This window comes from Companilactobacillus alimentarius DSM 20249 (assembly GCF_002849895.1).
In the GTDB taxonomy this organism is placed as follows: domain Bacteria; phylum Bacillota; class Bacilli; order Lactobacillales; family Lactobacillaceae; genus Companilactobacillus; species Companilactobacillus alimentarius.
The window spans coordinates 36,490-62,106 of record NZ_CP018867.1 but is presented as its reverse complement, the minus strand read 5'-3'; the positions used below and the strand labels follow the sequence as shown (position 1 = coordinate 62,106).

Annotated in this window: 19 protein-coding genes, 26 tRNA genes and 3 rRNA genes; 9 read left to right on the top strand and 39 right to left on the bottom strand. The window is 38.6% G+C overall.

All coding sequences use genetic code 11. The annotated features are described in order from the left end of the window. Positions 1–28: 28 nt before the first annotated feature. Together LA20249_RS00410 and LA20249_RS00405 are read right to left on the bottom strand one after the other, a co-directional pair. Entirely contained in the window at positions 29–595 is a 567-nt protein-coding gene (locus LA20249_RS00410; protein WP_057740410.1) for a GNAT family N-acetyltransferase, read from the bottom strand. A gap of 270 nt (positions 596–865) precedes the next feature. Next, entirely contained in the window at positions 866–1,369 is a 504-nt protein-coding gene (locus LA20249_RS00405) for a TetR/AcrR family transcriptional regulator (RefSeq protein WP_057740407.1), read from the bottom strand. A 217-nt stretch (positions 1,370–1,586) separates the two neighbouring features. Between LA20249_RS00405 and LA20249_RS00400 the strand changes: the two genes are divergently transcribed. Further along, positions 1,587–2,060 carry a hypothetical protein gene (locus tag LA20249_RS00400; protein WP_057740405.1) on the top strand — a complete coding sequence of 158 codons (474 nt, stop codon included), beginning with the start codon at positions 1,587–1,589 and terminating at the stop codon, positions 2,058–2,060. Positions 2,061–2,153: 93 nt separating this feature from the next. Further along, positions 2,154–2,621, top strand: coding sequence for a hypothetical protein (locus LA20249_RS00395; protein WP_057740402.1), 468 nt, complete (start codon positions 2,154–2,156; stop codon positions 2,619–2,621). A 92-nt stretch (positions 2,622–2,713) separates the two neighbouring features. Here LA20249_RS00395 and LA20249_RS00390 read toward each other — a convergent pair. From LA20249_RS00390 to LA20249_RS00245, 30 genes are all read right to left on the bottom strand, one after another. Continuing rightward, a tRNA-Leu gene (locus LA20249_RS00390) sits at positions 2,714–2,798 on the bottom strand. A gap of 33 nt (positions 2,799–2,831) precedes the next feature. Then, positions 2,832–2,902 (bottom strand) — tRNA-Cys (locus tag LA20249_RS00385). 19 nt (positions 2,903–2,921) lie between these two features. Continuing rightward, a tRNA-Gln gene (locus LA20249_RS00380) sits at positions 2,922–2,993 on the bottom strand. A gap of 8 nt (positions 2,994–3,001) precedes the next feature. Beyond that, positions 3,002–3,074, bottom strand: a tRNA-His gene (locus tag LA20249_RS00375). An 18-nt stretch (positions 3,075–3,092) separates the two neighbouring features. After that, positions 3,093–3,163, bottom strand: a tRNA-Trp gene (locus LA20249_RS00370). 4 nt (positions 3,164–3,167) lie between these two features. Beyond that, a tRNA-Tyr gene (locus tag LA20249_RS00365) sits at positions 3,168–3,250 on the bottom strand. A 4-nt stretch (positions 3,251–3,254) separates the two neighbouring features. Beyond that, a tRNA-Phe gene (locus LA20249_RS00360) sits at positions 3,255–3,327 on the bottom strand. 4 nt (positions 3,328–3,331) lie between these two features. Then, positions 3,332–3,405 (bottom strand) — tRNA-Asp (locus tag LA20249_RS00355). A 20-nt stretch (positions 3,406–3,425) separates the two neighbouring features. Continuing rightward, positions 3,426–3,499: transfer RNA gene (locus tag LA20249_RS00350), tRNA-Met, on the bottom strand. 31 nt (positions 3,500–3,530) lie between these two features. Beyond that, a tRNA-Ser gene (locus LA20249_RS00345) sits at positions 3,531–3,620 on the bottom strand. Between the two features lie 46 nt (positions 3,621–3,666). Next, positions 3,667–3,738: transfer RNA gene (locus LA20249_RS00340), tRNA-Glu, on the bottom strand. A gap of 8 nt (positions 3,739–3,746) precedes the next feature. Further along, positions 3,747–3,834, bottom strand: a tRNA-Ser gene (locus tag LA20249_RS00335). Positions 3,835–3,842: 8 nt separating this feature from the next. Then, positions 3,843–3,917: transfer RNA gene (locus LA20249_RS00330), tRNA-Ile, on the bottom strand. A 13-nt stretch (positions 3,918–3,930) separates the two neighbouring features. Next, positions 3,931–4,001, bottom strand: a tRNA-Gly gene (locus LA20249_RS00325). Between the two features lie 47 nt (positions 4,002–4,048). Next, a tRNA-Asp gene (locus tag LA20249_RS00320) sits at positions 4,049–4,122 on the bottom strand. A 17-nt stretch (positions 4,123–4,139) separates the two neighbouring features. Then, positions 4,140–4,213: transfer RNA gene (locus tag LA20249_RS00315), tRNA-Met, on the bottom strand. A gap of 29 nt (positions 4,214–4,242) precedes the next feature. Beyond that, a tRNA-Ile gene (locus tag LA20249_RS00310) sits at positions 4,243–4,316 on the bottom strand. A gap of 7 nt (positions 4,317–4,323) precedes the next feature. Further along, positions 4,324–4,397, bottom strand: a tRNA-Met gene (locus LA20249_RS00305). 37 nt (positions 4,398–4,434) lie between these two features. Then, positions 4,435–4,508 (bottom strand) — tRNA-Pro (locus LA20249_RS00300). Between the two features lie 20 nt (positions 4,509–4,528). Next, positions 4,529–4,602 (bottom strand) — tRNA-Arg (locus tag LA20249_RS00295). A 13-nt stretch (positions 4,603–4,615) separates the two neighbouring features. Continuing rightward, positions 4,616–4,701: transfer RNA gene (locus LA20249_RS00290), tRNA-Leu, on the bottom strand. A gap of 14 nt (positions 4,702–4,715) precedes the next feature. Next, a tRNA-Gly gene (locus LA20249_RS00285) sits at positions 4,716–4,787 on the bottom strand. 4 nt (positions 4,788–4,791) lie between these two features. Continuing rightward, positions 4,792–4,864: transfer RNA gene (locus LA20249_RS00280), tRNA-Thr, on the bottom strand. 60 nt (positions 4,865–4,924) lie between these two features. Continuing rightward, positions 4,925–5,007, bottom strand: a tRNA-Leu gene (locus LA20249_RS00275). A 24-nt stretch (positions 5,008–5,031) separates the two neighbouring features. Further along, positions 5,032–5,104 (bottom strand) — tRNA-Lys (locus tag LA20249_RS00270). 8 nt (positions 5,105–5,112) lie between these two features. Then, positions 5,113–5,185: transfer RNA gene (locus tag LA20249_RS00265), tRNA-Val, on the bottom strand. Positions 5,186–5,196: 11 nt separating this feature from the next. Beyond that, positions 5,197–5,313: ribosomal RNA gene (gene rrf, locus LA20249_RS00260) — 5S ribosomal RNA — on the bottom strand. Between the two features lie 78 nt (positions 5,314–5,391). After that, positions 5,392–8,308 (bottom strand): 23S ribosomal RNA (locus LA20249_RS00255). A 210-nt stretch (positions 8,309–8,518) separates the two neighbouring features. Next, positions 8,519–10,085: ribosomal RNA gene (locus LA20249_RS00250) — 16S ribosomal RNA — on the bottom strand. Together the 16S, 23S and 5S rRNA genes with 26 tRNA genes alongside form the textbook arrangement of a ribosomal RNA operon. A 418-nt stretch (positions 10,086–10,503) precedes the next feature. Beyond that, on the bottom strand, positions 10,504–10,890 hold the full coding sequence (locus tag LA20249_RS00245; protein ID WP_057739024.1) for a CvfD/Ygs/GSP13 family RNA-binding post-transcriptional regulator: 387 nt from the start codon (positions 10,888–10,890) through the stop codon (positions 10,504–10,506). 78 nt (positions 10,891–10,968) lie between these two features. On the opposite strand from LA20249_RS00245, the gene LA20249_RS00240 reads away from it, so the two are divergent. Next, positions 10,969–11,967 carry an NAD(P)/FAD-dependent oxidoreductase gene (locus tag LA20249_RS00240; protein ID WP_083477929.1) on the top strand — a complete coding sequence of 333 codons (999 nt, stop codon included), beginning with the start codon at positions 10,969–10,971 and terminating at the stop codon, positions 11,965–11,967. A gap of 93 nt (positions 11,968–12,060) precedes the next feature. Next, on the top strand, positions 12,061–12,702 hold the full coding sequence (locus tag LA20249_RS00235) for a VTT domain-containing protein (RefSeq protein ID WP_057739141.1): 642 nt from the start codon (positions 12,061–12,063) through the stop codon (positions 12,700–12,702). A gap of 9 nt (positions 12,703–12,711) precedes the next feature. Here LA20249_RS00235 and LA20249_RS00230 read toward each other — a convergent pair whose 3' ends face one another. From LA20249_RS00230 to LA20249_RS00205, 6 genes are read right to left on the bottom strand one after another with little or no spacing between them, the layout of a single operon-like run. Further along, complete coding sequence (locus LA20249_RS00230) at positions 12,712–13,311, bottom strand: TIGR01906 family membrane protein (RefSeq protein WP_057739026.1); 600 nt, start codon at positions 13,309–13,311, stop codon at positions 12,712–12,714. Then, a complete protein-coding gene (locus tag LA20249_RS00225; protein WP_057739027.1) occupies positions 13,304–14,080 on the bottom strand; it encodes a TIGR01457 family HAD-type hydrolase in 777 nt (258 codons plus the stop codon). Before LA20249_RS00225 ends, LA20249_RS00230 begins: the two co-directional genes overlap by 8 nt. After that, entirely contained in the window at positions 14,077–14,625 is a 549-nt protein-coding gene (locus LA20249_RS00220; RefSeq protein WP_057739028.1) for a YutD family protein, read from the bottom strand. The genes LA20249_RS00225 and LA20249_RS00220 overlap by 4 nt, the downstream gene beginning before the upstream one ends. Positions 14,626–14,634: 9 nt before the next feature. Beyond that, positions 14,635–15,999 carry a bifunctional metallophosphatase/5'-nucleotidase gene (locus LA20249_RS00215; protein ID WP_057739029.1) on the bottom strand — a complete coding sequence of 455 codons (1,365 nt, stop codon included), beginning with the start codon at positions 15,997–15,999 and terminating at the stop codon, positions 14,635–14,637. A 6-nt stretch (positions 16,000–16,005) separates the two neighbouring features. Further along, on the bottom strand, positions 16,006–16,617 hold the full coding sequence (locus tag LA20249_RS00210) for a metallophosphoesterase (RefSeq protein ID WP_057739030.1): 612 nt from the start codon (positions 16,615–16,617) through the stop codon (positions 16,006–16,008). Continuing rightward, positions 16,617–16,952 (bottom strand): hypothetical protein, encoded by a 336-nt coding sequence (locus LA20249_RS00205; protein WP_057739031.1) that lies wholly within the window; start codon positions 16,950–16,952, stop codon positions 16,617–16,619. Before LA20249_RS00205 ends, LA20249_RS00210 begins: the two co-directional genes overlap by 1 nt. Before the next feature lie 65 nt (positions 16,953–17,017). Here LA20249_RS00205 and LA20249_RS00200 point away from each other — a divergent pair, with 65 nt between their 5' ends. The 4 genes from LA20249_RS00200 to LA20249_RS00185 all read left to right on the top strand — a co-directional run bounded on the left by LA20249_RS00200 (position 17,018) and on the right by LA20249_RS00185 (position 23,174). Continuing rightward, positions 17,018–18,448: a glycerophosphodiester phosphodiesterase gene (locus tag LA20249_RS00200; RefSeq protein WP_057739032.1), complete on the top strand. Its 1,431-nt coding sequence runs from the start codon at positions 17,018–17,020 to the stop codon at positions 18,446–18,448. Between the two features lie 67 nt (positions 18,449–18,515). After that, entirely contained in the window at positions 18,516–19,916 is a 1,401-nt protein-coding gene (gene pepV, locus LA20249_RS00195) for a dipeptidase PepV (protein WP_057739033.1), read from the top strand. A gap of 116 nt (positions 19,917–20,032) precedes the next feature. Continuing rightward, positions 20,033–22,813: a transglycosylase domain-containing protein gene (locus tag LA20249_RS00190; RefSeq protein WP_057739034.1), complete on the top strand. Its 2,781-nt coding sequence runs from the start codon at positions 20,033–20,035 to the stop codon at positions 22,811–22,813. 58 nt (positions 22,814–22,871) lie between these two features. After that, positions 22,872–23,174 (top strand): hypothetical protein, encoded by a 303-nt coding sequence (locus tag LA20249_RS00185; protein WP_057739035.1) that lies wholly within the window; start codon positions 22,872–22,874, stop codon positions 23,172–23,174. A gap of 51 nt (positions 23,175–23,225) precedes the next feature. On the opposite strand, the gene ccpA is transcribed toward LA20249_RS00185, so the two are convergent. Beyond that, on the bottom strand, positions 23,226–24,227 hold the full coding sequence (ccpA, locus tag LA20249_RS00180) for a catabolite control protein A (protein ID WP_057739036.1): 1,002 nt from the start codon (positions 24,225–24,227) through the stop codon (positions 23,226–23,228). A 172-nt stretch (positions 24,228–24,399) separates the two neighbouring features. Between ccpA and LA20249_RS00175 the strand changes: the two genes are divergently transcribed. Next, positions 24,400–25,500 (top strand): M24 family metallopeptidase, encoded by a 1,101-nt coding sequence (locus LA20249_RS00175; protein WP_057739037.1) that lies wholly within the window; start codon positions 24,400–24,402, stop codon positions 25,498–25,500. The last annotated feature ends 117 nt before the right edge of the window (positions 25,501–25,617 follow it).

Sequence of the window (25,617 nt, the reverse complement as noted above, 5' to 3'; positions counted from 1 at the left end):
AAAACCTTGAAGATTTCTCTTCAAGGTTTTATTTCGTTAAATCATATTGCATATGATCATATAAGTGACTGCCAATGTATAATTGACCAACTTTTTCAAAGCCAGCTTTTTTGTAAACGTGCTTAGCGGGTTCATTATCAATATCAACGTTCAAACTCAGAATTTTCTCACCACGTTCACGTATAACCTCGATGACGTGCTTCAAAGTCTTAGTTCCAATACCTTGATTTTGATAATCAGGAGCAACTGCAAATGAATCTAAATACCATTCTCCCGGCCAAGCTTCCTTATCGCCAAAGAAATTATCTTCTTCTATACCATGTTTATGCAGAATTTTGATCAATGGTTTATCAATACCATCTTCGAGTTCTTCAGGGTAACCAACGACGATGGCAACAACTTTTCCATCCATATCATTCACAAGAATATTTTCGAATCCATAACGATATCCTGGTTGGAAAAAGCCTTCCCTAATAACTTCTGCCATCTTTTTGTCGCCGACTTTTTTTAAAACATCTAATTCCATCTCATCAAAGATTTGGAACAGTATCGGCAATATCTGATCAGCATCTTCTTCTTTCGCATATCTAAACATATTTTCACCTCAAATATATATAATACATGATTTAAAAATAATCTCAAATTACCTTTATATCACAAAAAAGCAATGATAGTTTGCTCATTGCTTTTAAGTTTCCAAAATTATTATTTGCATTCTCCTATTTTTTTATTTGTTAATCAAATTTTCACAATGGTTCTCCAATCCATATATTTGATTACATAAATATCATAACTAAATAACTTTCAACTATATATAAGCAGTTTTCAGAAAGTGTTCAAAATTTGAACATCTTTATAATTCTGTTCAAAAGTTTTTTAAAGTTTTACGCAACATTTGTGAATATAATTCAATTTCCTTATTAATCAATCCCTGTTCCAATTCTAAATCATGATCAAAACAGTTAATGATTATAAAACAAAAGCCGCTGACAACATATAAATTTTTAGGATTGATATTAATTTTGAAACGCAGCAATTGATTATTAAATATTTCAATTAAAAATTCTTTTCTAATTTTTATTTCAGTCAAATGATAAAAATTAAGGCTAAACGTTTTGTTTTCATAAATGTATGAAATAAATTTATTGATAAATGAAGTAAACGAGTCGCTTTCCTCAATAGCTCGATTAAGAATATTTTTCTCAAATGCTGCTGTATAAATATCTTCTATATTATTAAAATAATAATATATTGTCCCCCTTGAGACGCTCGAAGCTTTCATTAAATCAGTCATCGTAAAACGATTCACACGTCTTGTTGATAATTCCTTGTAGATGGAATTGACCAAACTATCAATTGTCAAATTCATTCATTAAAACCTCCATTTACTTTGTATCTTAGCAAATTTCTTCATCTTTAGTGAGAATTTATCAACAATTTATTAATCGAATTTGTTATCTAAATTGAGTAAATATTTAATAAATAAAATATTAATATTTATCAGTAAATAGATGAACCTTTTCCTATTTTTTAAAATATTCAGGATTTATAATATTTAATAAATTGAATACTTAGGAGAATATATGATGAATCGCAAGCAAATTGCTCTTATGACCGGCCTTACAATTATTTCTGGCATAAATTTTTCCAATAATTATTCATCCAAAAAGCCGAACGTTCAAATAATTAAGGCTAATCAGAAGAATAAAAAGTCAAAATATAAGACTAAATATCCTGATATTATGAACAAACTGGATATAACATCAATGCAACAGTATGAAAGCAATATGTTATTTATGAATATTTCATTAAAAGATTTTTATATTAAGGATTTCTCTCTTGATTCAACAGGAAAAACTCATCTACTACTAGCCCCTCTCAGTACTAGTAATCAATATTTCTTAGCTGTTACTAAAACAACTAAATCATTTAAAAGAAATCAGCGAATTACAATTCAAGGATTTCTCAATGGAAAAACAACTATAAAGTCTAAAGACAATTTCAATTCTAAATATTTGAATCAAACAGCTGTTTCAATTTTGGTTGATCACATCAAATAGTTCTATAAATATCGAAAATCCAAAACCACACAAGTACATTAAACTCCTAAAAGAGTGTCATAATGAATATTAATAAGAATAAGGAGCTTAAGCATGCAAAACAAATTAAGAACTGATTTACTCACGTCAGACGAATTAAGTCTTTTAAAGACTGCCTCCAAATTGAAGGCTTCAATTAAACGTATGTACTCCTATGAGACTCTTCTAGAAATAGATACTGGCGCTAAATTTGATGAAATTAATGATCTAACATGGAATAATCTTGATTTACCTCACAATACTTTTACCGTAAGAGGACAAATTAAACCCAAGAAAGTTAGATTCAGTAAGGATACGTCAACTTATCTATCAGTTCTAAAAATGGCTCAAGAACAAGCTATTAAACATTCACGAGCTGTCTTTAATGTTCCCCCATACATCTTTGAAGATATACATGGCATTAGACCAACAGAGCTGTACATGGGGTTCTTTATCACGGAAACATTAAATTCCAGTGTATATATACCTTTCGAATGTTTAAGGAACTCTATCTTAGACAATCCAAAATTTTCAGACAAATAAATGTTTGTTATTTATTTTGAGATACAAAAAAAGCTTAAATTGTCAATAACAACAATTTAAGCTAACTGATATTTGGCTTTAAAAACCATTAATACCGGTGATCGGGGTCGAACCGATACTCCTTATACAGGAACGGGATTTTGAATCCCGCGCGTCTGCCAATTCCGCCACACCGGCATTTTAATACTTGAATAATTTAGCATCAGCCAAAGGCGGTAACCGGATTTGAACCGGTGATGAAGGTTTTGCAGACCTCTGCCTTACCACTTGGCTATACCGCCATATTCATTTTTAAAACAATTGGGTTAGCTGGATTCGAACCAGCGCATGATGGAGTCAAAGTCCATTGCCTTACCGCTTGGCTATAACCCAATAAAATAGGCGGTATGTGAGAATCGAACTCACGTGTGTCGGTACCACAAACCGATGTGTTAACCACTTCACCAATACCGCCATGATAAAAGGTAGAAACAGGGATAGTAGGAATTGAACCCACACCGACGGTTTTGGAGACCGTAGTTCTACCTTTAAACTATATCCCTAATATGGAGGGGAGTGGATTCGAACCACCGAACCCGAAGGAGCGGATTTACAGTCCGCCGCGTTTAGCCAGACTTCGCTACCCCTCCAAAATGGCGCGGGACGGAATCGAACCGCCGACACATGCAGCTTCAATGCATTGCTCTACCAACTGAGCTACCGAGCCATTACGGTCCCTGCGGGAATCGAACCCGCGATCTCCTGCGTGACAGGCAGGCGTCCTAACCAACTAGACCAAGGAACCAAATATTTCTTTAAAACTAATTGCGGGAATAGGATTTGAACCTATGACCTTCGGGTTATGAGCCCGACGAGCTACCAGACTGCTCCATCCCGCGATAATAAAAATGAAACTTGTGCTACTCACTAAGGAGGATGTGGGATTCGAACCCACGCGCCGCTTTCGCGACCTGACGGTTTTCAAGACCGTTCCCTTAAGCCGGACTTGGGTAATCCTCCATTGCTTAATATACAAAACTATTTAATTATTGGTGACTAGCACCAATGACCCGTACGAGATTTGAACTCATGTTACCGCCGTGAAAGGGCGGTGTCTTAACCACTTGACCAACGGGTCATATAAAACGGAGAAGGAGGGATTTGAACCCTCGCGCCGCTTTCGCGACCTACACCCTTAGCAGGGGCGCCTCTTCAGCCACTTGAGTACTTCTCCAGATATAGTGGGCCTAAATGGACTTGAACCATCGACCTCACGCTTATCAGGCGTGCGCTCTAAACCAGCTGAGCTATAGGCCCAAAACAGTGGCAAAGCGGGTGACGAGAATCGAACTCGCGACAACAGCTTGGAAGGCTGTGGTTTTACCACTAAACTACACCCGCATATTACCTACGACACTTTTAACTCTTAATAGATTAATATCTACTAACGGTCCCTGCGGGAATCGAACCCGCGATCTCCTGCGTGACAGGCAGGCGTCCTAACCAACTAGACCAAGGAACCAAATATTTTGAAACCAATTGCGGGAATAGGATTTGAACCTATGACCTTCGGGTTATGAGCCCGACGAGCTACCAGACTGCTCCATCCCGCGATAACAATAACAAATGGGGTCCTTAAAGATGGACCCTGTAGGACTCGAACCTACGACCGAGCGGTTATGAGCCGCCTGCTCTAACCAACTGAGCTAAAGGTCCGGAATAATAGCGGCGAAGGGGATCGAACCCCCGACCTCCCGGGTATGAACCGGACGCTCTAGCCAGCTGAGCTACACCGCCAAAAAACTATGCCGTACAGATACAACTTCCGTTGTAATCGGGAAGACAGGATTCGAACCTGCGACCCCCTGGTCCCAAACCAGGTGCTCTACCAAGCTGAGCCACTTCCCGAGATTAAAACTTTGAAACAATGCACCTAGTAGGAGTCGAACCTACAACCTTCTGATTCGTAGTCAGACACTCTATCCAATTGCGCTATAGGTGCATATTCATTATAGTGCCGAGGACCGGAATCGAACCGGTACGGTAATCACTTACCGCAGGATTTTAAGTCCTGTGCGTCTGCCAGTTCCGCCACCCCGGCGTTACTATAATGAAAGCGGAAGACGGGATTCGAACCCGCGACCCCCACCATGGCAAGGTGATGTTCTACCACTGAACTACTTCCGCATTATGCCGACTAGAGGATTCGAACCTCCGACCCCCTGTTTACAAGACAGATGCTCTGCCAGCTGAGCTAAGTCGGCATAAAAACGTTGCTTTCATATTTAATGAATATCTTCCAATATTGCAACAACAATATTGAATACGGGTGAAAGGACTTGAACCTTCATGTCCACTGGACACTAGAACCTAAATCTAGCGCGTCTGCCAATTCCGCCACACCCGCATGGTGTGTTATATATGTTGCAAATGAGCCGTGACAGGTTCGAACTGTCGACCCTCTGATTAAAAGTCAGATGCTCTACCAACTGAGCTAACGGCTCATGATGTATGGAGGATACAGGAATCGAACCTGTGACCTCCTGCTTGTAAGGCAGATGCTCTCCCAGCTGAGCTAATCCTCCATCATGAAACAGCGTAGCAACTATCTATCCTCGCGGGTAGTTTCCCACCAACTACTTTCGACGTGGAGAAGCTTAACTTCTGTGTTCGGCATGGGAACAGGTGTATCCTTCTCGCTATCGTCACTACACTGTGTTTCTCGTACCTTCAAAACTAGATATTAAGATCATGAATTAATTAATGAAACACTTCAAACTGTGAACTCTTCTCGGTTAAGTCCTCGATCTATTAGTACTGCTCAGCTCCATGTATCGCTACACTTCCACCCGCAGCCTATCTACGTCATATTCTTTAACGGATCTTACTTCCTTAACGGAATGGGAAATCTCATCTCGAGGGGGGCTTCACACTTAGATGCTTTCAGCGTTTATCCCGTCCATACGTAGCTACCCAGCGATGCGCCTGGCGGCACAACTGGTACACCAGAGGTATGTCCATCCCGGTCCTCTCGTACTAAGGACAGCTCCTCTCAAATTTCCTACGCCCGCGACGGATAGGGACCGAACTGTCTCACGACGTTCTGAACCCAGCTCGCGTACCGCTTTAATGGGCGAACAGCCCAACCCTTGGGACCGACTACAGCCCCAGGATGCGATGAGCCGACATCGAGGTGCCAAACCTCCCCGTCGATGTGAACTCTTGGGGGAGATAAGCCTGTTATCCCCAGGGTAGCTTTTATCCGTTGAGCGATGGCCCTTCCATATGGTACCACCGGATCACTAAGTCCGACTTTCGTCCCTGCTCGACTTGTCAGTCTCGCAGTCAAGCTCGCTTATGCCTTTACATTCTACGAATGATTTCCAACCATTCTGAGCGAACCTTTGAGCGCCTCCGTTACATTTTAGGAGGCGACCGCCCCAGTCAAACTGCCCACCAGACACTGTCCCTCGTCGCGATAAACGACGTAGGTTAGAGTTTTCATATAACAAGGGTAGTATCCCACCAATGCCTCCATCGAAACTAGCGTTCCGATATCAACGGCTCCTACCTATCCTGTACATGTCACACAAAAACTCAATATCAAGCTACAGTAAAGCTCCATGGGGTCTTTCCGTCCTGTCGCGGGTAACCCGCATCTTCACGGGTATTATAATTTCACCGAGTCTCTCGTTGAGACAGTGCCCAAATCATTACGCCTTTCGTGCGGGTCGGAACTTACCCGACAAGGAATTTCGCTACCTTAGGACCGTTATAGTTACGGCCGCCGTTTACTGGGGCTTCAATTCTCAGCTTCGCAAAAGCTAACTGATCCTCTTAACCTTCCAGCACCGGGCAGGCGTCAGCCCATATACGTCATCTTACGATTTAGCATAGACCTGTGTTTTTGATAAACAGTTGTTTGGGCCTATTCACTGCGGCTGGCTGTTACACCAGCACCCCTTCTCCCGAAGTTACGGGGTCATTTTGCCGAGTTCCTTAACGAGAGTTCACTCGCTGACCTTAGGATACTCTCCTCGACTACCTGTGTCGGTTTGCGGTACGGGTAGTTTATTTCTAACTAGGAACTTTTCTCGGCAGTGTGAGTTACTGTGCTTCGCTACTAAAATTTCACTCCCCATCACAGCTTGTCCTTAAAGAGTTAAGCATTTGACTCAACTCAAGACTCACTGCTTGGACACGCATATCCATCAGCGTGCACACATCATCCTCCTGCGTCCTTCCATCGTTCAAACAAAATAAACTAGTACAGGAATATCAACCTGTTATCCATCGATTACACCTTTCGGTCTCATCTTAGGCCCCGACTAACCCTGGGAGGACGAGCCTTCCCCAGGAAACCTTAGTCTTTCGGCCGACCAGATTCTCACTGGTCTTTCGTTACTCATACCGGCATTCTCACTTCTAAGAACTCCACTACTCCTCACGGTATAGCTTCAATGCTCTTACAACGCTCTCCTACCACGTATCTTACGATACATCCACAGTTTCGGTATCATGCTTAGCCCCGGTACATTTTCGGCGCAGAATCACTCGACTAGTGAGCTATTACGCACTCTTTGAATGAATGGCTGCTTCTAAGCCAACATCCTAGTTGTCTATGCGTTTCCACATCCTTTTCCACTTAGCATGAATTTTGGGACCTTAACTGGTGATCTGGGCTGTTTCCCTTTCGACGGTGGATCTTATCACTCATCGTCTGACTCCCGGGTAAAGATCAATGGCATTCGGAGTTTATCTGAATTCAGTAACCCAAGACGGGCCCCTAGTCCAAACAGTGCTCTACCTCCACGATCCTAATCCCCGAGGCTAACCCTAAAGCTATTTCGGAGAGAACCAGCTATCTCCAAGTTCGTTTGGAATTTCACCGCTATCCACATCTCATCCCAGCATTTTTCAACATACACGGGTTCGGTCCTCCAATGCGTTTTACCGCATCTTCAACCTGGACATGGATAGGTCACTTGGTTTCGGGTCTACATCAACATACTAGATCGCCCTATTCAGACTCGCTTTCGCTCCGGCTCCGACTTTTCATCTTAACCTTGCATGTTAACGTAACTCGCCGGTTCATTCTACAAAAGGCACGCCATCATCCATAAACGGACTCTGACTACTTGTAGGCACACGGTTTCAGGATCTATTTCACTCCCCTTCCGGGGTTCTTTTCACCTTTCCCTCACGGTACTGGTTCACTATCGGTCACTAGGGAGTATTTAGCCTTGGGAGATGGTCCTCCCGGATTCCGACGGAGTTTCTCGTGTTCCGCCGTACTCAGGATACTGAATGGAGAAGTATTGATTTCACTTACGAGGCTTTCACTCTCTTTGGCCAGCTTTTCCAAGCTGTTCAGCTATCTCAACTATTTGTACTCACAACATCAGTCCTACAACCCTAAAGAGCAAGCTCTTTAGTTTGGGCTATTCCCGTTTCGCTCGCCGCTACTCAGGGAATCGAATTTCTTTCTATTCCTGCAACTACTTAGATGTTTCAGTTCATTGCGTATTCCTCTTGACTGCTATGTATTCACAGACAAGTAAATATCCATTACGATATTTGGGTTCCCCCATTCGGAAATCCCCGGATCAAAGCTTACTTACAGCTCCCCGAGGCGTATCGTCGTTAGTTACGTCCTTCATCGGCTCCTAGTGCCTAGGCATCCACCGTGCGCCCTTTATAACTTAACCTAATAAATTACAAAAGCAATTTAAATCATTTGCCATAACATAAGTTACAGCTGGCAACTAAAAAGTTGCCGCGCAGTTTTCGGTGTTTCTTTAATTCATTAATTCTTAATATCCAGTTTTCAAGGTACGAGTTTGAGGGTAGACCCCTCAAAACTAAACAAAGTTTTAACGATTGTGTATTCCGTTGGTACCAAAGTACCATATCCTTAGAAAGGAGGTGATCCAGCCGCAGGTTCTCCTACGGCTACCTTGTTACGACTTCACCCTAATCATTTGTCCCACCTTAGGCGGCTAGTTCCCCGAAGGGTTACCCCACCGACTTTGGGTGTTACAAACTCTCATGGTGTGACGGGCGGTGTGTACAAGGCCCGGGAACGTATTCACCGCGGCATGCTGATCCGCGATTACTAGCGATTCCAGCTTCATGCAGGCGAGTTGCAGCCTGCAATCCGAACTGAGATCGGTTTTAAGTGATTTGCTTGCCCTCGCGAGTTCGCAACACGTTGTACCGACCATTGTAGCACGTGTGTAGCCCAGGTCATAAGGGGCATGATGATTTGACGTCGTCCCCACCTTCCTCCGGTTTATCACCGGCAGTCTCACCAGAGTGCCCAACTGAATGCTGGCAACTGATAATAAGGGTTGCGCTCGTTGCGGGACTTAACCCAACATCTCACGACACGAGCTGACGACAACCATGCACCACCTGTATCCATGTCCCCGAAGGGAAAGACTAATCTCTTAGCTTTTCATGGTATGTCAAGACCTGGTAAGGTTCTTCGCGTTGCTTCGAATTAAACCACATGCTCCACCGCTTGTGCGGGCCCCCGTCAATTCCTTTGAGTTTCAATCTTGCGATCGTACTCCCCAGGCGGAGTGCTTAATGCGTTAGCTGCAGCACTGAAGGGCGGAAACCCTCCAACACTTAGCACTCATCGTTTACGGCATGGACTACCAGGGTATCTAATCCTGTTTGCTACCCATGCTTTCGAATCTCAGCGTCAGTTACAGACCAGAAAGCCGCCTTCGCCACTGGTGTTCTTCCATATATCTACGCATTCCACCGCTACACATGGAGTTCCACTTTCCTCTTCTGCACTCAAGTTCACCAGTTTTCGAAGCACTTCCTCGGTTGAGCCGAGGGCTTTCACTTCAAACTTAATGAACTGCCTACATTCTCTTTACGCCCAATAAATCCGGACAACGCTTGCCACCTACGTATTACCGCGGCTGCTGGCACGTAGTTAGCCGTGGCTTTCTGGTTGAATACCGTCAGTACGTGAACAGTTACTCTCACATATGTTCTTCTTCAACAACAGAGTTTTACGATCCGAAAACCTTCTTCACTCACGCGGCATTGCTCCATCAGACTTTCGTCCATTGTGGAAGATTCCCTACTGCTGCCTCCCGTAGGAGTTTGGGCCGTGTCTCAGTCCCAATGTGGCCGATTACCCTCTCAGGTCGGCTACGTATCATCGCCTTGGTGAGCTATTACCTCACCAACTAGCTAATACGCCGCGGGTCCATCCAGAAGAGATAGCAAAACCATCTTTTAAACAAAAAACATGTGTTTAATGTTGTTATGCGGTATTAGCACTTGTTTCCAAATGTTATCCCCCACTTCTGGGCAGGTTACCCACGTGTTACTCACCCGTCCGCCACTCACTTAGATCTAAATCATGATGCAAGCATCAATCAATAGGAAAGTTCGTTCGACTTGCATGTATTAGGCATGCCGCCAGCGTTCGTCCTGAGCCAGGATCAAACTCTCATATTAAAAGTTTGTGACTCATAAAAAATATTACTAGCGAATTGACTTCGTTGTATATCAACAAAAATGTTGACCTACACAATTTTAGTGTTAAAACTTTGTTCAGTTTTCAAAGGTCTACCAGCTGATTAAGCGCTTACGCTCATCAGCGACTTAATTATTTTATCAAGCCGACAAGTTGATGTCAAGGACTTTTTTAAAATAATTTTACTAACAATTCAATGAAATGAATCAGAGAATTGTTAGGTGTTATCTCAACAGACAACTTAATAATCATATCGAAGATGAAAGACCAAGTCAAGCATTTTCTCAAGAAAATTTAGAAGCAATGGAGATGAATAAATCATCAAACCGTTGACTCCGTTGAACTGTCGCAACAACAAGATATATATTACCAATCGGTGTAATGAGTTGCAAGTCTTTTTTACAAAAAAGTTGAATTTTTTTGCTTTTTTTCTGAAATCCGCTTCATAGCACTATTAATCCAGGCATCCTTTTGCTTGGCTATCGTCTTATAACCAATCTTATCTCGATAATTTGTCCAAAAATGCTTGTGTAATATCGGACGTCCCAGCTTTTCTTTATTCAAAGCACGTGTCGAAAGACTGATCTTTTGATTATACTCGTCTATTCCCATCACGATTACATCGACTTCTTCTCCAATTCTATATCTTTCTTCTATATTAGAAACAAAGCCATGTCGTAATTCGGAGATATGAATTAGTCCTTGATGGGTATCATCTAATTTAACGAATACTCCATATGACTGAATACCTGAAATAGTTCCTATAAGTTTATCGCCAATTCTCATACATTTCCTCCCTCTTTAAATTCTAAATGTGTAACAATGTATCTATAGATTATATAACAGAAAATGGTGACTAAGAATATGAATGACAAAATTTATGATATTTCAATTATTGGAGGAGGTCCCGCTGGTATGTTTGCAACTTACTATGCTGGGCTTCGCAATCTAAAGGTAGCATTAATAGAGAGTTTGCCTAAACTAGGTGGACAACCAGAGACCCTTTACGCTCAAAAACATATTTACGATGTAGCTGCTTTACCTAAGATATCAGGAACTAATCTTACCGATCAATTGACTAAACAATTGGAAATCACAAGTTTTGATAAATACCTAAGCACTTCTGTTTCTTCTATAGAAGAAAACAAAAAAAAGAACCTTTGGGAGTTAACTACATCTAAAGGAACTATCCGATCTAAAGCAATTATCATTGCTATCGGTAATGGTGCCTTTAAACCTCGGAAATTAACCTTTGATTATGATGAAACACTAGAAAACAATAATTTAAGTTACTTTGTTAATAATATTGAAGATTTTCGTGGAAAAGACGTTATTGTCGCTGGTGGTGGTGATTCTGCCGTTGACTGGGCGATTGATTTAGATAAAGTAACTAATCACACATCCCTAATCCACCGTCGTAATAAATACCGTGCTATGGAGTCTAGCGTTCAAAAATTAAATGACTCCGACGTTGAGCAATTGAATCCGTATATTATCAAAGGAATTAACTATAACCCCAATAACCATGAAAAGATTGACGTCACTTTAAAATTAATCAAGTCTGATGAATTGAAAACTATCACTGCTGATAAATTACTCGTTAACTATGGGTTTGTTTCCGATTCCCGCATCCTTAAAGATTGGAACATTGATTTAAATGGACCTTTCATCCCAGTATCCCGAGAAATGGAAACTAATTTGCCAAACGTTTTTGCTATTGGTGATATCGTAACTTATCCTGGTAAATTGCAATTAATTGCAACAGCCTTTGCTGAAGGTCCAATCGCAGTTACAAAAGCCTTACGTAATTTGTACCCTGACAAAGACTATTTTGAACATAGTACTTCCATTTTTGAAAAATAAATTTGAATTTTGGAAATATTAAAGCTAATTTTAAGTTATGCTAGTATAATAAAGTTTAATTTGAATTCTGGAGTTGATTGATTGAGTTACGTAATGAATCTGGTTGATTTTATTCTTCATATTGACAGTCACATGGTCAATATCGTTAATAACTTTGGCCTATGGACATATTTAATCATGTTTCTGATCATCTTCATTGAAACCGGAGTAGTTATTTTACCTTTCTTACCTGGTGACTCCTTGATTTTTGCGGCGATGGCTTTAGCAGCTAATCCACAATATGGATTGCATTCTTGGCTATTGTTTGTTATCTTTTTAGCCGCTGCCGTTCTTGGAGATTCAATGAATTATGAAATTGGTGAACATTTTGGGCAATTTGCAACGGAGAATAAGTACCTGAGCAAACTGATCAATAAAGAGCATCTACATGACGCCCATCTTTTCTTCCAAAAACATGGTGGTAAAACTATCGCTATTGGAAGATTTATCCCTTTAATTAGAACTTTCGTACCTTTTGTTGCTGGTAGCGGAACGATGCATTACCGAACTTTCTTAAAATTCAATTTTATTGGTGCTTTCCTTTGGGTTTTGGTTTGTTCAATTGCAGGACACCTGTTTGGTAACATTCCGGCTGTTCAGGAACATTTCTCGATGATTATTCTAGGAATCATCTTAGTATCATTAGTCCCAGTCTTGATTACCGCACTTAAAAATCGTCGTAAAAAAAGAGCTTAAGACATAGTCTTAAGCTCTTTTTCTTGCTAACCAGAAATTCAAGCCTTCAAAAAGAAGGAAAAATAGTACAAAACACTGCGTAAAGAATTCTTCTGGCAAAATATTAATAACTGGATCACGACCGGGATCGAAGAGCCAATCGCTATTTCTAAACAAAACTTCATGAAAAATCACGAAGAACTCATCAAAATCAAGCAACATTAAAATTGCTACTATGATTCCGACAATCCCGATCCACAAAAAGGTTTTATTAAAGCGTGCTCTCACCTTATGAAATTTAGCTACTATTACACCACTAACTATCCATACGAAAAAGTTCAATAAAAACAATTTCTTACAATCCTCAAAATGTAATCTTCCTGCAGCAGAAGAAGCAAAATCACTTAAACTAAAATGCCAATTGAATGGGTTAATCAAATAATCCATCATCTGCACATAATTTTTATAAACAATGCCATAACTCATATCAACCAATTGATCCAAATTATAAAATCGAATATTAAAAGCAAACAATAAATAACTAGCAAATATTGTAATTGTTATAGCAGTCGTTAAGATGAAAAAGGCTAACATTACCGTATAGGAAGTATCTTTTTGCGAGTTAGACATCCCATTGGTCCAGGCTTTCTACCTCGTGTGTTGGCTTGATATCTACTTTTTTTATATCCTCGTGGGTGCTAACTCCGGTATAAACCAAAAGCGTATCAACATTAGCATTGATTCCACACTTAATATCAGTATTATAGTTATCCCCTACCATAACGGCCTTTTGAGGATCAAAATTCTTTGCTTCGGCGGCAAAGTCCATAATGTCACGTTCTGGTTTACCAATATATTTAGCTTTTTGTTGGGTAGAAGTTTCCACTAAAGAAATAACTGAACCAGCACCAGGAACTAATCCTCGCTCATTAGGCAAATTAGTATCAGCATTGGTCCCAATAAAGAAGGCCCCGCGCTTAATTGCTAAGGTTGCAACTTCGAACTTGTGATAAGTAACATCATAATCTAAACCTACAATCACAACATCTGGATTAGTTTCATCTAGTTTGATTCCTGTACCAAATACAGCACTTTTTAAGCCATACTCCCCAATTACATATGCAGAATGGTTCTTTACATCGTCATCAAACATATCCTTAACATAAGCTGCCGTCGCAAGTGAAGGCGTCACAATTTGATCTGCCTTGGCAGATATTTGATGATTATTAGTTAAATTATCAGCTACCTGCTGTGGGGTCTTAGTTGTATTATTTGTTAAAAAATAGTACTCAATTCCCTTAGCTTGCAAATTATCAATAAACACTTTAGCTTCAGGAATCTTATCCTTGCCTCGATACATTGTGCCATCTAAATCAATTAAATATGTTTGATACTTCATTTATTCTTTTCACCTATTTTTCTAATTTTGAAAGTCTTCTTGGCTGTAGTTTTCTTAACGTGACGCTTAATGACTTTCTTTTTCTTCCTATGATTATTAGTATTCTTCTTATTACCATCGTTATTAGCATTGGTTTTATTACCATGCTTAGTATGCGTATTACGTGTATGAAATTTATGACTAACGTGACGATGAGTCTTCAACGGAGCTTTTTTGACTTTTTCAAGTACAAAATAAGCACAGCCAAAATTACAATACTCAATCAAATAATCTTCTAAATGTGAAATACGACTATCTAACGTACTTTCTTTTCGCTCATCTTCATAAAACCCTTTAAATCTTAACTGATCATAACCCCAGTCACCAACAATATAATCGTACTTATCTAAAATTGTATTGTAGCGTTCTTCAATTCGTTCCTCGCTGAAACCATTATCATGATTCTCAACGATCCTGTACTGAGTTTTATTAATCGTAATCAGGTTATCCGTCAGAACAATAACATCAGCTAACTTGGTTGTGGTATTATCCTTAACTTCCTGCAAACAATCACCTCAAATCGGATATTTTTTACTTAAGTAGTCCCCAAAGACACTTCTTAAAAACTTAGGATACATAATTTCATTGTCGCCCGCAATCTCAATTGAAGGAAAATACGGAACGAACAAGTAATGATCCAATAATGCTAAAGTATACTCTTGATTTGGTCTTAATTCTTGACCATTTATATAAACATTACGTTTATTGTCTACGGTAATTCCGCGATAAATCAACTCGCCAAATATTTTACCACGAAATCCCATTCCCTTTTGCTGATGCGTTCGTAAATAGAGACGATTCTTTTCCATCTCCATCACTAGCCGCCAAACGTTGTCGCCCGTCATCTTAGTTTTCATACCGTGAATTGCATGTGGCAAAATATCATGTAAATTTTTCTCTGTTACGATTCCCTTAGGTAAATCATCCAAAAATAGTCCTGAACTCAAAACGCCTGCCTCAGCACCCGTGTATTCTAACATTGCTGACAAGGCCTCTTGAATAATTGCATTTTTATCATGATAATCGCTACTCAAAGTATGTGGAAGATTAGCAACTTTCCTTTGACTCAGCAAGTCATTCCCCCTATCTAATTGTGCTTGAACCCACTTTTGATCGCCATCTAAAACTTTTAGAGAAGCAGTCTTCGTTGTAAAGGCTGATTTAGCAATCACGCGATGGTTGGTTAATTCTAAATTAATTGTCCCAATATTTTGACCATATTTTCCAGCCGCTGCTAAGAGAACGCCGTTATCCATTTCTCCTTTAGGAAAGAGATGATGAGTATGCGATCCAATTATTACATCAATTTCTGGATATTTACTAGCAATCAAGCGATCCATTGACACACCCAAATGCGACAAGAGAATAACAACATCACAATCTTTTACTGCTTGCAAAGACTTCGGTAAAATATCTTGCACCAAATGAATATCCCACTTTAATAACGGATACGTTAAGATAAATGGTGCTGTCAAACCAATCACACCTATTGTAGTTTGTTGCTTAGTTGTAAAGATTTTCGACACCTGTGCAAAATCAGCTAACTTCTCGGTCTTTTGGTCATAAAGATTGCCTAAAATCACTGGAAAATTGGCCTTATCATACAAGTGTTCCAACTCTTCATGACTATTGCCTAGACCTTCATTGTTACCAATAGTAATTGCATCATAATGCAACGAATTCATCCAACTAATATTAATCTGCCCATTAGTTGCTTCTGTCAGTGGATGGGCTCGATCCATTGCATCCCCAATGTCGAATAGATAGAAATCATCAGCAACACTATTCTTTCTCGAATCCTCAATAAAGCGAGCAACTCGTGGAAAATTTTCGAAATGTGAATGCAAGTCATTTGTGTGTACAATTTGAATTTTTTCCATAATGTCCTACTTTCTTTGCATTTTCATTAGTTGAGCTTTCTTCTTATCATACATCTCCAGAATCTCTTCTCCACGTAATGGAGAACCCCAAGGTAAATCTTCTGACAAAAGGTCTCTTTCTGGAGCATCGACGCCGACGTTGATATTTTCAGCGGTGGGAACAGAATAATGGTGAATGTGACCGTGCAAATTAATTATTTTGTCCACTTTTCCCAGAAGCATGGGATAATGAGTACAATAAAATTGATGATGATCAAATTTTAATAGCGAACCAACATCTTCAAATTCATATTTCTTTTTACCATCAGACATAACTTGATTATGTTTATCAATATATTTAAAAAGTGAACGATAATCATGATTACCTTTAATCAACGTCAGATGACCATTTAATTGTCGTAATATATTATAGGTTTCCTCATCGGTTGGATAATCTTGTGGACGCATCGAAATATCTCCCAGATGATAAACTCGATCATTTTCATCAACACGTTTATTCCAAGCATCAATCATGGCCTGATTCATTTCATCAACATTGCCAAAGTGTCTGGGTGCAAAGTTGTTTGGTTCCAATAATTGGTAATGGAAAAAATGCGTATCAGCTATAAAATAATTCATTATTTCGCCTCGTCGTCCTTTGAAATTATTTTGTTAGCTTTCAATATCTCATTAAAAGCGTCTTGAATCTTGCCTTCTGGTTTCTTGTATTCAACCCATTCTGTTAAATCCATTGGCGGAACGGTATAATTCTCATTAACATAGTCTTCATAGACTTGTACCGCTGATGAGTGTGGAATATTTAATTTTAAAATTCTGACTTCTTTAATGAAGCCTAATTCAGCAGCTTTTTCAGCTCTACCATTCATAACAATGTTAGCAAGTTCATAATACTTAGTCCCATCATTACGAGTTATTTGCTCAATAATATCAAGCGTTTGTTTTTCATTATCCATTGTTACTACCTCACGTTTCACTACTTATTTTAGTATATAATATCCAAAAAGTTAGGGAGTTAATTATGATTTCAAAAAGTTTCAATCTTTTAAAAATAGCATTAGCTTTATTCATCTTTGTATTTGCTAGTGGTTTTACGGTTATTGGTCACCGTGGTGATCCTATTAATGCCCCAGAAGAAACCTTTGAAAGTATCAACAAAGCCTTTTCTGAAGGCGCTGATTACGTTGAACTAGACATCCATGTTTCAAAGGACAACGTCTTAGTTATTTCACATGACCGTGATCTAAAACGAGTGACTGGCACTTCTGCAATCGTTTCTCAACATAATTTTTCCGAGCTTGCAACGCTTAAACAAAAAAATGGTGAATCAATTCATAGTTTGAACCAAATTTTCGAACATTACAAAGATAATCCTAAGGCAAAATTTCTTATTGAAACTAAAAAGACTAAAAAAGGTAATCCTCAAAATATGGAGGTCTTATTGAAACAAGTAATTGATCAATATGGCATGCAACATCGGGTGATGTTTCACTCTTTCTCCACTAAGAGTTTGAAAAACGAATCCGAATTGATGCCTGACATCCCCAGAATATTTATTGCTGGAACGATCAAACGGGTTAACTTCGATGTTTTGCAATATGTAACTGGCGTTAACTTATCCTCAAACATTGTGACTCCGGAAGTAATCAACGCACTTCACTCAATGGGGAAAACTATTTATGTTTGGGATGAAATGAACGAAAGTCCTAAAAAATGGAACACTTTAATCAATATGCCAATTGATGGCGTTGTAACAAACTATCCTGCTACTGGTAATGAATACCGCGAACTCAAAGATAAGTCCAGAAGCGAAGTTATTAATCAAAATGTTTACTATATGAGTTCTGAGTCTGAACCAATTTATGAAAATCCTTATCGTCTGATCAAAACTAAAAAAGTGGTCAGACCACTGGATGGTTATCATATTACCAATATTATCCGCTCTAATGGGCAAAAATACGTTCAATTAGGCAAAAATGAATTTGCTAAAGCTACTGGCTTCAATTCCGAATACGTCCTCAAAGATCTGCGCCAATACTTTGGTGCTAAAGCTATCTACCGTAATCAACAACCAAATAATTTTTTACACAGTGAACCAGACGATCAAAGCAATATCACTAACCGATTAGAAGCCAACTCGCCAAAAAGAATCATTACGATTCAACGCGTCAATTCACAGACTTGGCTCAAGTTAAAAGATGGTTGGATCAATGCCAAAAACGTCTTGATTCAGTTGAATCCTAATAATTATTTGGGCAACGACAGTGAAAAGAGTTATTATGATTTACCACAGGGAGAGCGAATCAAGAATATAGATTTATTAGAAAATATTTCTTTAGCTCGACCTACAAAAGATCAAAGCTTGGAGAATACCGATTTAATCAGTCAATTCAACAATTTGTTCATTGATTTTTCCTTAAATAATGACAACGATTCCATAAAGAAAATTTAGGTAAATTAGCCATTAACTCCAACCTTTGGTAAAATATATAAAAACTTCATGTGGAGGTCAAAGATATATGTCGATAGATTGGGAGAAAGAAGTTTCACATCGTTCAGATGAATTGATCAACGATCTTTCAGAGCTAGTAAGTATTGATAGTTCAAGAGACATTGAGAATAAAACAAGTGATTTTCCATTAGGTCCAGGACCCGCTAAAGCTTTGCAAACATTTCTACACTTTGCTGAGCGAGACGGCTTTGCAACAAAAAATGTTGATAATTTAGCTGGTCGGATTGAATTTGGCAACACTGAGGATGAACCCATTGCTATTTTGGGTCATGTGGATGTCGTTCCCGAAGGTCCAGGTTGGAACACTAATCCATTTGAACCAGTTATTAAAGATGGTAACTTTTACGCACGTGGTGCCAGCGATGACAAGGGTCCTAGTCTTGCTTCCTACTATGCAATGAAAATTATTAAAGAATTAAAATTACCAACTAGTAAAAAAGTTCAACTTATTTTAGGAACTGATGAAGAAAGCGAATGGGTTGGTATCAATCATTACATGGAAAAAGAAACCATGCCAGAAACTGGATTCTCACCCGATGCTGAATTTCCTGCTATCAATGGCGAAAAAGGAATTGTCTCGTTTAGAGTCAACTTCCCCACTCCTAAAATTAATTTAGTTAAGAAATTTACTGCTGGTATCAGACCTAATATGGTCCCTCAAAATGCCGAAGCTGAAATTGACTTAGAAAAAATTAATCTAGAAGAATTAAAAACCAAGTTAAATGACTTTCTAGGCGAACATTCAAAGATCAAAGGCAACGTTACTAATAAAGAAACTATAGCTACTGTTCAAATTATTGGTAAGGGTGCTCATGCTATGGAACCATTCAATGGCATTAACGCTGCAACTTATTTGGCTAAGTTTCTAATGACACTACCTTTGAATGACAGTGAGAAGCTATACTTCTCATTCATCGCTGATAGTTTACACTTAGACTTTGCCGGTAAAAATCTTGGTATCAGTAACAAAGATGAGGTCATGGGCGAATTAACCGTCTCCCCTAATATTTATGAATACGACCAAGATCAAGCAAATATTTTATTGAACATTCGCTATCCAAAAGGTGATACTGGCGACACTTTGACTGACAAGATCAATCAGAATTTGCCAACAGGTGTGTCTGCTATAATCGAAGGACATAATCAATTGCCACACTTTGTATCGGCTGATGATCCTTTGGTAAAAGCCCTAGTTGGAGCTTATCGCGATCACACTGATGACCCAACCGAACCATTTACTGTTGGTGGCGGTACTTATGGCAGAATTCTTAAAAACGGAATTGCCTTTGGTGCTATGTTCCCCGGTGACGAAAATGTCATGCATCAACCGAATGAATATATTAATATTGATAAATTATTAAAGGCCACTGCCATCTACGCAGACGCCATCTACCGCTTAATTAAGTAATTTAATAAAAGTTCCGTAGAAACTATTTTCTATGGAACTTTTTTTGTTTTTACACTTCTAAATCGATTTTATTATATAATTACGGTATGTAACTTTTTAAGGGAGCTTATTTAAAAGTGAAAAATTTATGGAATAGCATTGTCAATTGGTTCAAAAGTATCAAGAGCTGGTCGGATTTTGCTAACAAAGCTAATCTTACGATAGAGATCATTCGCCGTATTGTTCTCTATTCTATTGCTGGCATATTTATCATTCTGAGTTTAGCAGTTGGTTTAGGATTGGGATACGTCTCAGCTTTAACCAATCAAGTTAATGTCCCTACTAAAACTGAGATGCAAACCGAACTACAAGATGTTAACAATTCAGCTACTTTATATTTTGCCGATGGTCAAAAAATTGAGAGTCTTCAAAAAGACCTCGTTGGTAAAAAAGTATCAATCAATGAAATGTCGCCTTATTTGAAAAAGGCTATCGTCTCCACTGAAGATAGTGACTTTTATCGTCATAAGGGTGTCGTTCCCAAATCTATCTTCAGAGCGGTAATTTCAGATATTACTGGAATTGGTGCACAGACTGGTGGTTCTACTTTGACTCAACAAACAGTCAAAATGCAGATGCTATCTTCTGAAACGACTTGGAAACGTAAGGCTGTTGAAATCTTTTTAGCCATGCGTGTTGATAAATACTTTAATAAAAACGAAATTTTGGAAGATTATTTAAACGCCGCAACTTTCGGACGTAATAATAAAGGTCAAAATATTCAAGGTGTTCAAGCCGCTGCCCAAGGTCTCTTTGGAAAAGACGCCAAGGATTTGAGTTTGGCTGAATCAGCCTTTATCGCTGGTTTACCACAGAGTCCTTCCATCTATACTCCATATGATGATCATGGACGACTCAAAGACGATATTAGTCTTGGTATGAAACGAAAAAATATCGTTTTGTATCGGATGTATCGTGATAATCAGATAACTGAATCACAATATAATACCGCTAAAAACTTTGATTTAAAGAGTGATTTTCAAAAGCCAGCTAAGGCTAGTTCTAAGAAAATCAAATATGGCTATCTTTATAACACACTAACCGAACAGGCTAGAACTATTTTGATCAAGCGTTTAGCCAAAAATGACGGTATCAAGTATAAAGATTTGGTCAAAGATGATAATCTTTATCAAAAATATTGGACTCAAGCTGACACCGAATTACACAACAAAAACTATAAGATCCACAGTACAATCAATAAGAGTCTCTATGTGGCTTTAAACAAGCAGGCTCAAGAATATAAGGGTAACTTGGGAAGTACTCACACCGACAACGCTACTGATCCTAATACTGGAAAGAGCATCAAGGTTAGTGAGCCAGTTCAAAATGGTTCAGTACTTCTTGATAACAAATCCGGACAGGTTCTAGCATTTGTTGGTGGGGTCAACTTCAAAAAGTCTCAAATCAATCATGCCTTTGATACTCAAAGATCACCTGGTTCATCAATTAAACCTTTGATTACCTTTGGACCAGCAATTGAAAATGGCTTAATTGGTTCTCAATCAATGCTGGCCGATTTCAAGACTAGTTATAATGGATACTCGCCTACTGATTATGGCGAGACGATTCAAAACCGTTTCATTTCCGCCCGTGAAACGTTGGAAGAATCATACAATATTCCTTCAGTTAATCTTTATAATTACATCAGACAACATAACGTACACTCAAAGAAATACATGTCTAAAATGGGAATTCACCTGACTAACAAAGAATATAACCAATTAGGTATTACCTTAGGTGGTACCGCAACTGGTGTGACAGTTCTTCAACAAGCCAGCGCCTTTTCGACTTTTGCTAACAAAGGTGTGCACGTTAGTCCTTATGTAGTTTCTGAGGTAACAGATCCATCAGGTAAGAATATTTACAAACATAAAGAAACTAAGACTCGTGTCTTCTCCAAGCAGACTTCTTATATTATTAAGAACATGCTTCATGGGGTTGTTACTAAAGGTACTGCCTCTGCTCTATCATATGAGGCTAATTTCAACACGAAGAACCTCTTTGGTAAAACTGGTACTTCAAACGATTATCGTGATAACTGGTTTATCGGAAGTACTGACGGTATGACTTTGGCATCCTGGATTGGTTATGATAATTTCTATGGAAACAATTATAATCTATCGAGTAATTCAACTGATCTAAATCAAGAACTCTGGGCCAAAATGGCTAATGCCGTCTATAAAGAAGATCAAAGTGTTATGAATGTTAATACCTCCTTTGATAGACCTGCTGGCGTTAAATCATACAAGGTCGATAAAGAAACCGGTACTAAGGTCGGAAGCATTGGCTATAATGGTGTAACAGCTAATGTTAACCAACACACTACCAACTCGCTTTACTATAAGGGCAGTCCTGAGGATATGTCTTATGATGATTTTGCCATTGGTGGTAAGTCCAAAAATTATAAGTCCTTCTGGGATAATTACTTTGGCCATAGCAGTAATTATGGTAATGTGAAAAATCTAAGTAATTCCAGTAAAAGTGCTAGTACCTTAGCTAAAGAAAACGGCAGCGGTAGAACTTCCGGCTTTAGCAATAGTACTAACAGCAATGATTCCTCACAAGTAATCACTAACAATAGTTCTGCAAATTCTGCATCTACTGAGTCTGCTCAATCAACTTCTTCAAATGGCAACACTGAATCTGGAACTGGTACTGGTGGATCAGGATCTGGTTCTGGGTCCGGTTCCAAATCCAGTATAAGTTCTACTTCTGACAGTAATACCTCTAAAGAAACTGAATCGACCGTCACAAGTACTGATAACCAATCATCTAATACATCAGCTGACAATACTGCGAGTGATTCTACTCAATCGAATACTACAGATACAACTACCACTCCAGTAACTAGTGAGTAAGCAAGAGTATCTAATCTACTTAATAAACACTGTTACTTTGATTTAAGGAGCATAATTTATGTACTTTAGTCCAGAATTTTTACAATATACACTTTATGCCGTTGCCGCCGTCTTAATTATCTTCATCTTGGTAGTAATTGGCTATAAAATAAAACACAATATTAAAATATGGGACAAATCCTTTGTTCTAGCTTTAGTAGTTTTAATCAACACATTATATTCGATTCTATCAGGATTTTTCGATATGCCTTACGAATTGAGTTCCATCGTAACTGGCGGTCTCTCATTAGTCGCTTTTGGCTATATCGTTGTAATTATCTGGGATCTGCATAAGCAAAGTAAAACTATTAAACACAAATAAAGAGCCCTGAGAATGGAGACATTCTCAAGGCCCTTTTTTTCTGCTTATTATTTATTTAGTAGAACCACGTTTTACAATGCTGTATGGCAATTTAACTGTATTTTCATCAATCTGTTCTTGATTCATCATCTTAGTTAACAAACGCATTGCTACGGCACCAATATCATACAATGGTTCCTCGATCGAACTCATCTTTGGGCGAGTAACTTCACACAAAACGGTATCATTACTTGTCACAAGTTCAAAGTCCTCAGGAATCTTTACGCCGGCATTAACGGCTGAATTCAAGATTCCAGCAGCTAGAAGATCATCAGTAACATAAGCTGCAGTAGCGCCACTACTTTGGATTGCATCCCAGATAGCCTCTCCTGCACGAACTGAATATTCTGCCTCAAAGACTAAGTTTGATGAGAAGTTTAGATGTGACTTCTTCAAAGCCTTCTTATAACCATCTAATCTATACTTACCATCAATTGGATTTTCAAGACTGCCACCAACATAGGCAATCTTCTTGTGACCATTTTGTGTCAATTGACCAACAACACTGGCTACAGCATCAGTGAAATCAATATTTACACTAGCACTTTCATTGTTCTTATCGACCGAACCAGCTAAAACGATTGGTGTCTTTGAATTTGCAAGGATTCGCTTTAATTTCTTAGAAAGTTGCTTACCCATGTAAATAAGTCCATCAACTTGTTTTGATAACAAATTATTCAAAATTTGTTCTTCATCACCGACTGATTCTTGCAAACTAGTCAAAATGATATTGTATTTGTACATTGAAGCAACATCATCAATACCTTTAGCCAATGATGCAAAGTATAAATTAGTAATATCTGGTAAAATAACACCAATTGTTGTACTCTTTTTACTTGCTAAACCACGAGCAACCGCATTAGGACGGTAATTCAAACGATCAATTACCTCCAAAACACGTTTTCTAGTTTCTTCTTTAACATTAGCATTTCCATTAACTACACGTGAAATTGTAGCCATTGAAACATTAGCAGCCTCAGCTACGTCATAAATTGTTACTACCTTTTTGTCCATAAACATTCACTCTCTCAAACAATATTTTCACTAATTAACTTTAATTTATCAAAAATTTTCATCAATTGCAAGCGGTTTCTACATTATTAACATATGTTTTCATGTTTTTTCAAAAAGAAAACGGTTTTCAGTGATATACTACTATTAAATCTGAACCCAAAGGAGTATTTTCATGAAGAAACAATTATTGGCACTACAAGAATACTTAGCTCAAAATGATTTAGACATTGCTTATATCTCTAATCCTAACGATATCAACTACTTCACTGGTTTTTACAGTGACCCAGTTGAAAGAATCTTAGCTCTTTTAGTTTTCCCTGACAAGGACCCATTTTTGTTTGCTCCTCAACTAGAGGTCGGCTCCGCAAAAGAAGCTGGTTGGGACAAAGACGTCTTTGGCTACTTAGATCATGAAGATCCATTTGCTTTGATGGCAAATCATATCAAAGATGTTAATGGCATTCCCAACAATTGGGGTATCGAAAAAGACGACCTTCCTGTTCAAAAACTCGAAGCTATTAAACAACAATTTCCAAAAGCTCAATTTCCTACTAACCTTTCCCGTTATATGGAAAATGCTAAGTTAATTAAAACTGACAGTGAAATTGAAGAATTAAAAGCTGCTGGTGCTGAAGCCGATTACGCTTTTACAGTTGCCTTTAATGCTATCAAAGAAGGCCGTACAGAACAAGAAGTCGTTGCTGAGATTAATTATGCCATGATGAAAAAAGGCGTTATGCACATGAGTTTTGACACAATTGTTCAAGCTGGTGCTAATGCTGCTAATCCCCATGGTGGTCCCGAAAAAAATCCTATTAAAAAAGATGAATTAGTCTTATTCGACCTCGGTACCGTCCACAACGGTTATATCAGTGATGCTTCTCGAACAGTTGCTTTTGGTAAACCTGATGAGAAATCACTCGATATCTATAAAGTTGACTTAGAAGCTCAATACGCAGCTATGGACGCAGCTAAACCCGGAATCACTGCCGCTAAGCTTGATAAAGTTGCCCGTGATATTATCACTAAAGCAGGTTATGGCGAATACTTCATTCACCGTCTAGGACATGGTATGGGGATGTCAGAACACGAATTCCCATCAATCATGGAAGGTAACGATATGGTTCTAAAACCTGGCATGTGCTTCTCAATCGAACCCGGAATTTACATTCCCAACGTTGCTGGTGTCAGAATTGAAGATTGCGTTTATATTACTGAAGATGGCTGTGAACCATTCACACATACAAGTAAAGAATTGAAATATATCGACTAATATAAAATAAAAGGACTTGATAAAATAATTTTTATCAAATCCTTTTTTATTTGTAATCGTTATAACGGATGTAAGGCTTAACTGTCTTTTAACATGAGTATTTTTAAATTATAATTA